At 59.3% G+C, this 12599-nt stretch carries 11 protein-coding genes; 4 read left to right on the top strand and 7 right to left on the bottom strand.

Translation table 11 applies throughout. From position 1 onward, the window contains the following. Genes GWQ31_RS06320 through GWQ31_RS06335 form a run of 4 tightly spaced genes read left to right on the top strand, consistent with a single transcriptional unit; the run spans position 1 to position 3707 of the window. Complete coding sequence (locus GWQ31_RS06320; protein ID WP_275908915.1) at positions 1-960, top strand: ABC transporter permease subunit; 960 nt, start codon at positions 1-3, stop codon at positions 958-960. A 35-nt stretch (positions 961-995) separates the two neighbouring features. Beyond that, positions 996-1889, top strand: coding sequence for an ABC transporter permease subunit (locus GWQ31_RS06325; RefSeq protein ID WP_099993628.1), 894 nt, complete (start codon positions 996-998; stop codon positions 1887-1889). Continuing rightward, on the top strand, positions 1889-2887 hold the full coding sequence (locus tag GWQ31_RS06330) for an oligopeptide/dipeptide ABC transporter ATP-binding protein (protein ID WP_017411679.1): 999 nt from the start codon (positions 1889-1891) through the stop codon (positions 2885-2887). The genes GWQ31_RS06325 and GWQ31_RS06330 overlap by 1 nt, the downstream gene beginning before the upstream one ends. Before the next feature lie 34 nt (positions 2888-2921). Beyond that, entirely contained in the window at positions 2922-3707 is a 786-nt protein-coding gene (locus GWQ31_RS06335) for an ATP-binding cassette domain-containing protein (RefSeq protein WP_219592664.1), read from the top strand. Between the two features lie 156 nt (positions 3708-3863). On the opposite strand, the gene miaE is transcribed toward GWQ31_RS06335, so the two are convergent. The 7 genes from miaE to lolA all read right to left on the bottom strand — a co-directional run bounded on the left by miaE (position 3864) and on the right by lolA (position 12549). Beyond that, positions 3864-4622 carry a tRNA isopentenyl-2-thiomethyl-A-37 hydroxylase MiaE gene (gene miaE, locus GWQ31_RS06340; protein WP_256688196.1) on the bottom strand — a complete coding sequence of 253 codons (759 nt, stop codon included), beginning with the start codon at positions 4620-4622 and terminating at the stop codon, positions 3864-3866. A 223-nt stretch (positions 4623-4845) separates the two neighbouring features. After that, positions 4846-6366, bottom strand: coding sequence for an amidophosphoribosyltransferase (gene purF, locus GWQ31_RS06345; protein ID WP_005310748.1), 1521 nt, complete (start codon positions 6364-6366; stop codon positions 4846-4848). 21 nt (positions 6367-6387) lie between these two features. Next, positions 6388-6876, bottom strand: coding sequence for a CvpA family protein (locus GWQ31_RS06350; protein WP_271770935.1), 489 nt, complete (start codon positions 6874-6876; stop codon positions 6388-6390). 127 nt (positions 6877-7003) lie between these two features. After that, positions 7004-8593: an AbgT family transporter gene (locus GWQ31_RS06355; protein ID WP_275908916.1), complete on the bottom strand. Its 1590-nt coding sequence runs from the start codon at positions 8591-8593 to the stop codon at positions 7004-7006. A gap of 234 nt (positions 8594-8827) precedes the next feature. Beyond that, positions 8828-10123 carry a serine--tRNA ligase gene (serS, locus tag GWQ31_RS06360; protein WP_275908917.1) on the bottom strand — a complete coding sequence of 432 codons (1296 nt, stop codon included), beginning with the start codon at positions 10121-10123 and terminating at the stop codon, positions 8828-8830. Between the two features lie 355 nt (positions 10124-10478). Next, the gene (locus GWQ31_RS06365) at positions 10479-11822 is read right to left on the bottom strand and encodes a replication-associated recombination protein A (RefSeq protein ID WP_275908918.1); all 1344 of its coding nucleotides are present in this window, start codon (positions 11820-11822) and stop codon (positions 10479-10481) included. A 118-nt stretch (positions 11823-11940) separates the two neighbouring features. After that, positions 11941-12549, bottom strand: a complete 609-nt coding sequence (gene lolA, locus GWQ31_RS06370; RefSeq protein ID WP_005310741.1) for an outer membrane lipoprotein chaperone LolA — start codon at positions 12547-12549, stop codon at positions 11941-11943. Between the last annotated feature and the right edge of the window lie 50 nt (positions 12550-12599).

The following is a 12599-nucleotide window of genomic DNA, read 5'->3' on the forward strand; positions in this document are numbered from 1 at the left end:
ATGTTTCTCTATATTTTGCGCCGCATCAGTCTGCTGCTCATTACTCTGCTGGCCCTGACCTTCGTCGCCTATCTGCTGGATTATCGGCTCATCGGCCTGCAAGCCAGCTTCTGGAGCGGCTATCCTGACTTCCTGAACAAGATTCTGGACGGGGATCTGGGGCTTTCCAGTGTATCCGGTCTGCCTGTGCTGGACGAGATCCGCCACTACTTCCCGGCCACCCTGATCCTCTGTGCAACGGCGTTTGCCATCTCGCTGCTGGTGGGCATTCCGCTGGGCACCCTGGCGGCGCTCTCACAAGGCAAGCCGCTGGATCTCTCCATCATGACCGCCAGTCTCATCGGTTATTCGGTGCCGGTATTCTGGCTGGCGCTGCTGATGGTGATGTTCTTCTCGCTGGATCTCGGCTGGTTGCCCGCCTCCGGCCAGATCAGCCTGCTCTACGACGTGCCCTCCATCACCGGCATAGCACTGATCGACGTACTGATGAGCCATGAACCCTGGCGCCAAGCGGCGCTGCACGACGCCCTGCGCCACTTGATCCTGCCCTCGCTGGTGCTGGCTGTGGTCCCCACCACAGAGGTGATCCGCCACGTACGCAGCTCCCTTATCGACGTGATGAAGCAGAACTACATCAAGGCAGCGGCGAGCCGTGGTCTCTCCCGCCGGCAGATTGTCTGGCGCCATGGCCTCAAGAATGCCCTGCCCCCCGTGTTGCCGCTGCTGGGTCTGCAGCTGGGCAGCGTGCTTACCTCCGCCATGATCACTGAGGTGGTGTTCGAGTGGCACGGGATAGGTCGCTGGCTCATCAGCAGCATAGCCCTGCAGGACTATGCCGCCATCCGTGGCGCCACCCTGGTGGTAGCTGGCTTCGTTATCTTTACCAGCGTCAGCACAGAGCTGCTCACCACCATCATCTATCCGGCACGACGTAAAGAACTCTATGCAAAACAAGACTGAAGGTGCTCACGGCATGACCCGGAGCCAGGAATCCTATGCAAGACAAGACTAGCCTCTACCCCGAGCTCAAGATCCTCTCCCCGCTGGAGCAGACCTGGGCCTCCTATCGCCGCAATCCGCTGGCCATGGGAGCACTCTGGTGCTTCGTGATCCTGCTGCTCATCACCTTGATTGGCCCCTTCCTGGTGCCCTATGGCATCGATGAGCAGCACAGTACCCACCTGCTGCTGGCACCCTCCTGGGCCAACAGCGGCAACATAGACTACTTCCTTGGCACAGACGATCTGGGCCGTGACATCCTCTCCCGGCTGGTGGTGGGCGCGCGCTTCACCTTCGGCAATGCCTTGCTGGTAGTGCTGATCGCCATGGTGGTCGGCACGGCCATCGGCATCCTGGGCGGCATGAGCAAGGGGCTCAAATCGAGCGTGCTGCACCACTTGCTCGACACCCTGCTCTCCATCCCCTCTCTGCTGCTGGCCATCATCATGGTCGCCATCCTGGGGCCCGGCCTGTTCAACACCCTGATTGCCATCACGCTGGCGCTGATCCCCCCCTTTATCCGGGCGACCTACAACGCCGTTCACACCGAGATGCAAAAGGAGTACATCATCGCCAGTCGCCTCGACGGCTCGCCCCCGTTTCGGATCATGCGTCTGGCCGTACTGCCGAACATAGTGGAGACCCTGGTCGCCCAGACCACTCGCACCCTCTCTGCCGCCATCCTCGATATCTCAGCGGTGGGTTTTCTCGGCCTCGGTGCCCAGTCTCCCCAGCCTGAGTGGGGGGCCATGCTGGCCGACTCGAGCGATCTCATCTATCTCGCCCCCTGGACCGTGACCCTGCCGGGCATGGCCATACTGTTCAGCGTGCTGGTAACCAATTTAGTGGGTGAAGGCATCCGTGAAGCACTCAAAGAGGGGAATGATTAATGCCCTTGCTCGACATACGCAACCTCACCATCGAAATTGACACGCCACAGGGCAAGGTCAAGGCGGTGGACAAGGTGAGCCTGACCCTGACCGAGGGGGAGATCCGCGGCCTGGTGGGGGAATCCGGCTCCGGCAAGAGCCTGATTGCCAAAGTGATCGTCGGCATCCAGAAAGACAACTGGACGGTACGTGCCGACCGGATGCGCTTCAACGACATGGATCTGCTGACCATGGCACCCAAGGAGCGGCGCCGGATCATGGGCCGCGAGATAGCCATGATTTTTCAGGACCCCATCAGCTGCCTGGATCCGTCCGGGGAGATTGGCGCCCAGCTGGAAGAGGCGATCCCGACCGATTCGTTTGAAGGGAAATTCTGGCAACGCTTCCAGTGGCGCAAGAAAAAAGCCATCGCGCTGCTGCACAGGGTCGGCGTCAAGGATCACCGCAAGGTAATGCGCGCCTATCCCCACGAGCTCTCTGACGGTATGTGTCAGAAGGTGATGATCGCCATGGCCATTGCCAACAAGCCACGCCTGCTGGTAGCCGATGAGCCCACCAGCGCCATGGAGTCCACCACCCACTCCCAGATCCTGCGGCTGCTGGACAAGATGAACAAGCTGGGCAACACCACCATTCTCATCATCAGCAACGACATTGCCGCCATCGCCAACCTGACCGACACCATCAACGTGATGTACTGCGGCCAGATGGTGGAGGTCGGTACCCGGGATCAGATCCTGGATACCCCGCACCACCCCTATACCGATGCCTTGCTCAAGTCCATTCCCGACTTTGACAAGCTGGTGCGCCACAAGTCGCGACTCGAAACCCTGCCCGGTGTCATTCCACCGCTGCAGCATCTGCCCATAGGTTGCCGACTCGGTCCCCGTTGCCCCTATGCCCAGAAGCAGTGCGTACAGACGCCGCTGATGAGCAAGATCAAGGGCCACCAGTTCAGTTGCCACTTCCCGCTGAACATGGAGGAGCCGAAAAAATGATGTTCGTTAACGCCCCCGTCAAGGAGCACAGCTTGTGATTGAACCCTCCCTGTTGCAGGTCAGAGGCCTTAGCAAGACCTATCAAAACCGCACCGGCCTGTTTCGCCGCCGGGCGGTGGAAGCCATCAAGCCGCTCTCGTTTGATCTGGACGTGGGCCAGACGCTGGCCATCGTCGGTGAAGCCGGCTCCGGCAAGAGTACCCTGGCACGGATCCTGGCCGGCATGATAGAGCCCACCAGCGGCGACATCGCCATCGAGGGTCAGCCCCTGGTGCATGGCGACTATCAGACCCGCTGCAAGCTGCTGCGCATGATCTTCCAGGACCCCAACTCCTCCCTCAACCGCAAGATCCGGGTCGGCCAGATCCTGGAGACACCGCTGCGGCTCAACACCGAAATGAGTGACGAGGAGCGCCACGACAAGGTAGTGCAGACCCTGCGCATGGTGGGCATGCTGCCGGATCACGCTCTCTTCTATCCCCAGATGCTCTCCGCCGGTCAGCAGCAGCGGGTGGCGCTGGCACGGGCGCTGATCCTCAATCCCAAGATAGTGGTAGCCGATGAAGCGCTCTCCACCCTGGATATCTCGGTACGCTCCCAGATCATCAACCTGCTGCTGGAGATGCAGGAGACCATGGGACTGAGCTATGTGCTGGTAGCCAACGATCTGGGGGTGGTCAGTCACATCAGTGACGAGGTGCTGGTGATGCACGACGGACGAGTGGTGGAGCGTGGCAAAACCCTCAAGGTGTTCGCCGATCCCCAGCATGAGGTGACCCGCCGCCTGATCCAGAACTACAACAACGAATACCGCCGCTGATCCCGTGGCCGGTGCCAGCCCTGGCACCGGCACTCTCCCCTGCTCACCTGCTTGAAAACGCGCAAAAAAATCCCGGCTCAGGGGCCGGGAATTGCGCTCAAAAATGATGCGTCGCTCGTAGTAGGAACATGGCCATGGTAGGCAGCCCCCTTGACATCAACAACTGTCAGATCTGACAGGCAGCCCGCTATGGAACCTGAATTGCGGATCCGGCGAGCAGACAAGCTCGGCTTCGAGTTTGCCAAAATAAGCCACCCGCTCGCTGATATCCTCACCCGCATATTGCTCGGCCAGGGCCAGATAGTCCTGATAATGGCGCGCCTCGGAGCGCAGCAGGGAGACATAGAAACGACCCAGCTCCTCGTCCAGATGGGGCGCCAGCTTGGCAAAGCGCTCGCAGGAGCGCGCCTCTATGTAGGCACCGATGATCAGCTTGTCGACCAGGGTGGCAGGCTCATGGGTGCGTACATGCTGCATCAGGTTGCGGGCGTAGCGGGAGGCGGTCACGGGGCCATAGGGGATGTTGCGCGCGGCCATCAGCGCCAGTACCTGCTCGAAGTGGTGCAGCTCCTCCTGAATGAGCCGCACCATGGGAAACAGCAGCGGGTTGCGGGCCAGCTCCTCAAACACGGTGCGATCGGACTCCCCCATGCTGCGCTTGCCCAGGATCTCGGCCTTCTCCGGGATGGCATCCAGCTCCCGATAGAATTCCAGCTTGGGCAGCAGATGACGTTTTCCCTTGGGCAAGCAGTAGCGACGCACCAGGCTGTGGGCAGTGAGCGCAGCCTTGTTCTCGCAGTTGGCGTGATCGATGAGCAGGGTGGGCAGATGGGCGGGGTCGCGCGCCATTGCCACCCACTCGTCCGGGGTCTCGCACTGCAAAAACTGGCGCACGGGGGCTAACAAGTCATCCATCTGAATTCTCGTCTGTTCTGGTTGATACGGCATTTAGTCGAGTGGATACGACTGCGCGAAGGGCGCGACAGGGTGACTATGCTAGCGGATCCCGCCGCCACTGCCCACACCCGGCTGCATAAGTGCTTTTTTTTCAAGCAGATAACATCCCGACCTCATTACCCAGACACGACAATGGGGGCCGCAGCCCCCATCTCATCTCTTTCATTGACAACGAAAACGTTTAACTGCCTTCGTTGAAAATTTCCAGATTGCTGGTGCCTTCCTGCCACTCACGCACCGCCTTGTTGTCATCGCTGCGCATGGCGTTCAAGTGATCCAGATAGGACTGATCCACGTCGGAGGTGACATAGTGACCGTTGAACACCGAGGTCTCGAAGTGGCGCAACTCGGGGTTGATCTCCCGCACCGCTTCTTCCAGATCTTCCAGATCCTGGAAAATCAGGCCATCGGCACCAATCAGTGCACACACCTCTTCCACTTCCCGGCCGTGGGCGATCAGCTCGTTGGCGGTCGGCATATCGATGCCATAGACGTTGGGGAAACGGATTTCCGGTGCCGCCGAGGCGAAGTAGACCTTGGCCGCGCCCGCTTCTCGGGCCATCTGGATGATCTGCTCAGAGGTGGTCCCGCGCACTATGCTGTCATCCACCAGCAACACCTTCTTGCCCTTGAATTCGGAGCTGATGGCGTTGAGCTTGCGGCGTACCGACTTCTTGCGCTGGGTCTGTCCCGGCATGATGAAGGTACGGCCTATGTAGCGGTTCTTCACGAAGCCCTGACGGTACGGCAGGTTCAGGGTATGGGCTATCTCCAGCGCCACGTCACAGGAGGTCTCCGGGATGGGGATGACCACATCCACATCGAGATCTTCCCACTCGCGCGCAATCTTCTGGCCCAGCTTGCGACCCATGTTGAGGCGGGCGGCGTAGACGGAGACCTTGTCGATGCACGAGTCGGGACGGGCGAAGTAGACATATTCGAAGATGCAGGAGCTCATCTGAGGGTTTTCCGCACACTGCTCGGAGAAGAGCTGGCCCTGCTCTGTGATGTAGATGGCTTCACCCGGCGCGACATCGCGCACCGTCTCGAAACCGATGGCGTCAAGCGCCACGCTCTCGGAGGCGAGCATGTACTCCACCTGGCCCTGCTCGTCTGCCCGACGACCCAGGATCAGCGGACGAATGCCGTTGGGATCACGAAAGCCGATGAGGCCATGACCAATCACCAGGGAGACGACAGCATAGGCGCCACGGATCTGCTGATGGGTCTTGCGCACCGCAGAGAAGATATCCTCCGGGCGCAGCGCCATCTTGTCGCAGAGATCCAGTTCGTGGGCCAGCACGTTCAGCAGCACTTCCGAATCGGAGGTGGTGTTGATGTGACGACGGGCCACCTTGAACTGCTGCTCCTTGAGATCCTTGGCGTTGGTGAGGTTGCCGTTGTGAGCCAGCACCATGCCGTAGGGAGAGTTCACGTAAAAAGGTTGGGCTTCAGCGGCACTTGAGCTGCCTGCGGTGGGATATCTGACATGACCTATGCCGATATGCCCCTTCAGTCGCTGCATGTGACGCACTTCAAACACGTCCTTCACCAGGCCGTTGGCCTTGCGTTGCCGGAAGTTTCCACTGTCTATGGTCACGATCCCGGCGGCATCCTGTCCCCTGTGCTGCAACACCGTCAAGGCGTCGTAGAGGGCCTGATTGACGGGGGTGGTGCCAACTATACCGACAATACCACACATGTCTTTGCTACCTCGAAGTCACTATACCTGTTTAAGAAAACTGGATGAGTTCAACATGAACCCGAAAAACCACTGGATAACCGGTTTGAACTCCGGTACCAGCTTGGACGCCACCCACCAGTCGCTCTGGGAGAGGCTGGTGAAGGTATCCATAAAAAACAGCAGGGCACTGACGATCAGCACTCCGCGAATGGCGCCAAAACAGATGCCAAGCACCCGATCCGTTCCTGACAGGCCGGTCTTTTCCACCAGCAGCCCCACCACATAGTTCACCACGCCGCCCAGGATCAGGGTCGCCACGAACAGGGCTGCAATGGCCAGGCCGTTGCGTACCAGGGGATCGGAGAACGAGGTGAAATAGACGGCGAGATCGGGATAGAAATGGCTGGCGATAAAGAAGGCGATAAACCAGGTGACAAGGGACATGGCTTCCTTGACGAAGCCGCGCACCAGGCTGATGAGGGCGGAGAAACCGATGATGCCCATGATGGCGTAATCAATCCAAACCATAAGTCGTATATGTGCCTTGCAAAATTGCGGCGAAGTCTAACAAAAACGATTGCGGAATGCTTGGGAAAGTTTTGCTGCACCGCGCCTGCGGATAAAAACGGGCGCCTGTTTGGCGCCCTGTGGGAAGTCAACCACCGACCTGGTAGAAGGTAGCCGCGCCGGGACCAACCGGCAAACCGAGCATGAATACCCAGACGTAGAAGAGCAGGCTCCAACCCACCAGAAACACCAACGTGTAGGGCAACATGGTCGCAATCAGGGTGCCTATTCCCAGAGACTTCTGATAACGCACCGCCACCGCCAGGATAAGTCCGAAGTAACTCATCATAGGGGTGATGATATTGGTCACAGAGTCGCCTATCCGGTACGCCGCCTGTATCACCTCAGGGGAGTAGCCGATCAGCATCAACATGGGAACGAAAATGGGGGCCGTCACAGCCCACTGGGCGGATGCTGACCCAATCATCAGGTTGATAAAGGCACACATCAGAATGAAGCCGAAGAAGAGTCCGGGACCTGTCAGACCCAGAGATTGCAGCAACTCGGCCCCCTTCACCGCAAACACGGTGCCAAAGTTGGTCCAGGAGAAGTAGGCAACGAACTGGGCAGCAAAGAACACCAGTACGATATACATCCCCATGGTGCTCATGCTGGTGGACATGGCTTTGATCACATCCTGATCACTCTTCATGGTGCCCACCACCTTGCCATAGACGAAGCCGGGAATGGCGAAGAAGATGAAGATGAATGCAACAATCCCGTGCAGGAAGGGGGAGCCTGCAATGGCCCCCGTATCCGGATGACGCAGGATGCCATCTGCCGGAACCACCGTCAGGGCCAGCAGAGCACTCACTACCAGCACAGCCACCAGGGCAGACCAGAGCCCGCGCTTCTCCTGCACACTCAAAGGTTCAGCCTTCTGGTCCAGCACCACGCTGGCGTCGCTAGGGTCATACTTGCCGAGCTTGGGTTCCACTATCTTCTCGGTGACCCAGGCCCCCAACAGGGTAATGAGGAAGGTGCTGACAAACATGAAGTACCAGTTCACCTCGGGACCAACCACATAGGTGGGATCTATGATGCGAGCCGATATCTGGGTGATCCCGGCCAGCAGGGGATCCACTGTACCGAGCAGCAGGTTGGCGGAATAGCCACCTGACACGCCAGCAAACGCCGCAGCCAGACCAGCAAGGGGATGACGGCCCAATGAGTGGAATATCATGGCTGAGAGCGGAATAAGCACCACATAGCCAAGTTCAGCGGCAGTGTTGGACATAATGCCGGCAAACACCACTGTGAGGGTGACCATGCGCCGCGATGCGCTCATCACCAGACCACGCATGGCGGCACTGAGCAGGCCCGAGTGTTCGGCAATACCCACACCAAGCAGCGCAACCAGTACTGTACCCAGCGGGGCGAAGCCGGTGAAGTTGGTCACCAGATTGGAAACGATACGCTGCAGACCATCGGCACTGAACAGGCTGATCACCGTGATCATGCCGTCGATGCTGCGACCCGGAGCTCCTTCCGGGCGAGGGTCAACCACACTCACCCCGAACCAGGCCGCGACACCGGAGGCCAGGATCAGCGTGAGGGAGAAGAGCGCAAACAAGGTAATAGGGTGTGGCAACAAATTGCCCAGCCACTCCACCCCATTGAGAAAACGGTTAAACAAACCAGGGCGAGCGGGCGCCAATGGTGTCGTCCTCGACGTCATTCATTACTCCTTATTCATTTGAAACATGCCACCGGCCGGTGCAGCCGATACGCCTGCGCTTCTAATGAACGTGAGCAAGGACACAATACGCACCCTGATCACCAAACCGGAATCAATCCTCGATGAATTGACCGCGAGTTTTTTACCTCCTTCAAACTGAATGAAACATGAACGCAAAGTTTGGAAACAAAAAAGCCATGGCGAACCATGGCTTTTAACATGAAGGCGACAGGATCAGCCTATGTGGGTCAGGCCACCCATGTAGGATTGCAGCGCCGCCGGAATGGCGATGCGGCCATCTTCCTGCTGGTAGTTCTCGATCACGGCCACCAGGGTGCGGCCCACTGCCAGACCTGAGCCATTCAGGGTGTGCAGCAGCTGCGGCTTGCCATCGATACGTACGCGAGCCTGCATGCGGCGCGCCTGGAAGTCGGTGCAGTTGGAGACGGACGAGATCTCGCGATAGGTGTTCTGGGCCGGCAGCCACACTTCCAGATCGTAGGTCTTGGCGGCGCAGAAGCCCATGTCGCCAGTGGCCAGCGCCATCACGCGATACGGCAGCTCCAGCAGTTGCAGCACCTTCTCGGCGTGACCGGCCATCTCTTCCAGTGCATCCCAGGATTTCTCGGGGTGAACCAGCTGTACCATCTCGACCTTGTCGAACTGGTGCATGCGGATGAGACCACGGGTGTCGCGGCCGTAGGATCCCGCTTCGGAGCGGAAGCAGGGGCTGTGGGCCGTCATCTTGATGGGCAGCTCCTGCTCATCGAAGATCTCGTCGCGTGCCATGTTGGTGAGCGGTACTTCGGAGGTCGGGATCAGGGAGAACTTGCGCATCTTGCCCTCTTCTTCCCCTTCACCATTGATGCCGGTGTTGAACAAGTCTTCGGAGAATTTGGGCAGCTGGCCGGTGCCGTACAGGCTGTCCGGGTTCACCAGGTAAGGCACGTAGCACTCGGTGTAACCGTGCTGCAGAGTGTGCAGATCCAGCATGAACTGCGCCAGGGCGCGGTGCAGGCGGGCAATCTGACCCTTCATCACCACGAAACGGGCGCCGGAGAGCTTGACGCCGTTCTTGAAGTCGACGCCCTTGGCCGCTTCACCGAGATCGATGTGATCGCGCACCGGGAAGTCGAACGCGCGCGGGGTACCCCAGCGGCGCACTTCGACGTTGTCGTTTTCGTCGCGCCCCACCGGCGTGGTCTCGCTCGGCAGGTTGGGGATGGCGTCGGATATGGCTTTCAGCTGGGCCAGCAGGGCATCCAGCTCGACCTTGCTGGTCTCCAGCTCGTCGTTGATCTTGGTCACCTCGGCCTTGAGCGGGGCCACATCTTCACCACGACGGGCAGCCTCACCGATGGACTTGGAGCGGGCATTGCGCTCGGCCTGCAGCTCCTGGGTACGGGACTGCAGATCCTTGCGTTTCTCTTCCAGAGCATTGACAGCCGCTACGTCCAGAACGTAGCCACGTGTCGCCAGACGAGCAGCAGCTTCGTCGATCTCGCTACGCAGATATTTGGGATCCAGCATGGTTTACCTACTTTTTTAAAATGGGATCTGGGCCTGGGTCATCAGACCGGGCGAGAAAACAGATCCGGAAGTTAACATCGGTTGGCGCACCCCTATCGTCTTCAGCTTCGGGCCTTCAAAATCAGGCCTTCGAAATCAAGAAGATGGCATCAGGCCAAGACAAGCGGGGTCAGAGGGGCAGTGTATCAGACCGCCCCCCCGCGCGAACAGGGACTATTTGTGTCGTTTTTACTGACGTTACCTGCCATGTGAGGGCAAATACGCCCCCTGCTGGCCCCTTTACGATGCAAGGCTCATATAGCCCCAGGTATCACCCAGCACACTTGGGCGAATGCACATCGGCGGGCTCGCCCTGTCAGGTGTCCCGCTTGTGTGGGCTCTGTTTATCCAGCTCGTGGAGATAATCGAGCTTCTGGGCGATCTGCTTCTCGAGACCACGATCCGTGGGCTGGTAGTACTGCTTGCCCGCCAGCTCCGGCGGAAAATATTGCTCGCCAGCGGCATAGGCGCCCGGTTCGTCATGGGCATAGCGATACTCGGCGCCATAGCCCAGATCGCTCATCAGCTTGGTGGGTGCGTTGCGAAGGTGCGGCGGCACCTCGAAATCGGGCAGGTTTTTGGCGTCGTTGAGCGCCGCTTTCCAGGCGGTGTAGACTGCATTGCTCTTGGGGGCGCAGGCGAGGTAGACGATGGCCTGGGCGATGGCCCGCTCCCCTTCGGCAGGACCGATGCGGTGGAAGCAATCCCAGGCTGACAGCGCCACCTGCATGGCACGCGGATCGGCATTGCCCACATCTTCCGAGGCAATCGCCAGCAAGCGGCGGGCGATGTAGAGGGGATCGCAACCTGCGCTCACCATGCGGGCATACCAGTAGAGCGCCGCATCGGGGGCCGAGCCGCGAATGGACTTGTGCACCGCCGAGATGAGGTCGTAGAAGTGATCGCCGCCCTTGTCAAAGCGCGCCACATGCTCCCCCACCACGGCGGCGAGCAGGGTGCTGTCGATCACCCTCTCCCCTACCCCATTGTTCTCGGCCATGTCGGCCAAGAGCTCTAGGTAGTTGAGGGATTTGCGCCCGTCACCATCCACGGCTTTGGCAAGCGCCTCCTTCACTCCGGGGGCAAAGGTGAGTGCCGGATCATTGAGACCGCGGGAGTCTGTCATTGCCTGATCCATCATGGCGAGGATGTCGTCCTTTTCCAGTCGCTTGAGCAGATAGACCCGGGCCCGGGAGAGCAGTGCGTTGTTGAGTTCGAACGAGGGGTTTTCGGTGGTGGCACCGATAAAGGTGATGGTGCCATCTTCGATGTGGGGCAGGAACACATCCTGCTGGCTCTTGTTGAAGCGGTGCACCTCATCGACGAACAATATGGTACGCACCCCGCGCCAGCTGTTCTCCTTCGCCTTGTCGATGGCGGCGCGGATCTCCTTGATGCCGGAGGTCACCGCAGAGAGTCGCTCCACCTCCGCCTGACAATAGTGCGCCATCAGTTCCGCCAGGGTGGTCTTGCCGGTACCGGGCGGCCCCCACAAAATCATCGAGTGGCAGTGCCCCGCCAGGATCGCTTTGCGCAGGGGCTTGTCAGGCCCCAGGATATGCTGCTGACCTATGTACTGGTCGAGGTTTTGCGGCCGCATCCGGGCCGCCAGCGGACGAAAATCCGACGAAAAATCCAGCGATAAATTGCTCATCTGCATTGACCATCCAGCGTCATGCCGACCGCCAGTGGCGGTCGGCTCGACGATAGATCCAAAAACATCATGCGGGCCGCCAGCAGGTGATGGCCCGACGAGACATCCAAAGAGAAATTGCTCATCAGCGCTGGTCGTCCAGCTCGACCCCCTTCGGGATCTTGAAGACAAACTCGTTGCCCTTGAGCACCGGCTTGCGGTTGAAACTGCTCAGGGTAAATTCGCTCCACTGCCCCTGTGCCTCTTTCACATCGAAACGACTGATGTTGTTCTGCCTGTCGAACGTGACACGAAAGGAAGCAATCAGCTCATCCTTGTTGCGGCTGGTAACGGTGTAGACATTCCCTTCCTGGGTCACGTCATAGTGCTTCCAGAATTTGTCGTCGTTGCCGGCGATCAGGATGAAGGGGGTATTGAGCACCGCATCCTTGAGTTTGAGGGCGGTTACCTGCTCGACGAAGGGGTCATAGACCCAGACGTCCTTGCCATCCGCCACGATCAGGCTCTCGTCCGGCGAGGTGGTATGCCAGTTGAAACGATTCGGGCGCTGCACCAGCAGATCACCACCGGCCTTTTGCAGCTCCTTGCCCTTGCTGTCGTAGACGGTCTGGGCAAACTTGGCGGAGAAGAGGCTCACATCGGCCAGCTTCTGCTTGAGGCTGCTGGCCGCATCCGCCCACACCTGGCTGCTGGCAACCAGCAACACAGACCCTATCAACAGTTGTTTTTTCATCACGCTTTTCATGAAGACGCTCTCGATAAAAGGCCACACCCGGTGAGGGC

It is taken from the genome of Aeromonas sp. 2MA4 (assembly GCF_029237305.1).
Lineage (GTDB): Bacteria > Pseudomonadota > Gammaproteobacteria > Enterobacterales > Aeromonadaceae > Aeromonas > Aeromonas salmonicida.

What these genes read in the sequence shown, in the direction of transcription:
- GWQ31_RS06365 (WP_275908918.1), bottom strand. Translation starts at nt 11,822, where the DNA reads ATGCAGATGAGCAATTTATCGCTGGATTTTTCGTCGGATTTTCGTCCG.
- GWQ31_RS06350 (WP_271770935.1), bottom strand. Translation starts at nt 6,876, where the DNA reads ATGGTTTGGATTGATTACGCCATCATGGGCATCATCGGTTTCTCCGCC.
- GWQ31_RS06330 (WP_017411679.1), top strand. Translation starts at nt 1,889, where the DNA reads ATGCCCTTGCTCGACATACGCAACCTCACCATCGAAATTGACACGCCA.
- GWQ31_RS06355 (WP_275908916.1), bottom strand. Translation starts at nt 8,593, where the DNA reads ATGACGTCGAGGACGACACCATTGGCGCCCGCTCGCCCTGGTTTGTTT.
- miaE (WP_256688196.1), bottom strand. Translation starts at nt 4,622, where the DNA reads ATGGATGACTTGTTAGCCCCCGTGCGCCAGTTTTTGCAGTGCGAGACC.
- lolA (WP_005310741.1), bottom strand. Translation starts at nt 12,549, where the DNA reads ATGAAAAAACAACTGTTGATAGGGTCTGTGTTGCTGGTTGCCAGCAGC.
- serS (WP_275908917.1), bottom strand. Translation starts at nt 10,123, where the DNA reads ATGCTGGATCCCAAATATCTGCGTAGCGAGATCGACGAAGCTGCTGCT.
- GWQ31_RS06320 (WP_275908915.1), top strand. Translation starts at nt 1, where the DNA reads ATGTTTCTCTATATTTTGCGCCGCATCAGTCTGCTGCTCATTACTCTG.
- purF (WP_005310748.1), bottom strand. Translation starts at nt 6,366, where the DNA reads ATGTGTGGTATTGTCGGTATAGTTGGCACCACCCCCGTCAATCAGGCC.
- GWQ31_RS06325 (WP_099993628.1), top strand. Translation starts at nt 996, where the DNA reads ATGCAAGACAAGACTAGCCTCTACCCCGAGCTCAAGATCCTCTCCCCG.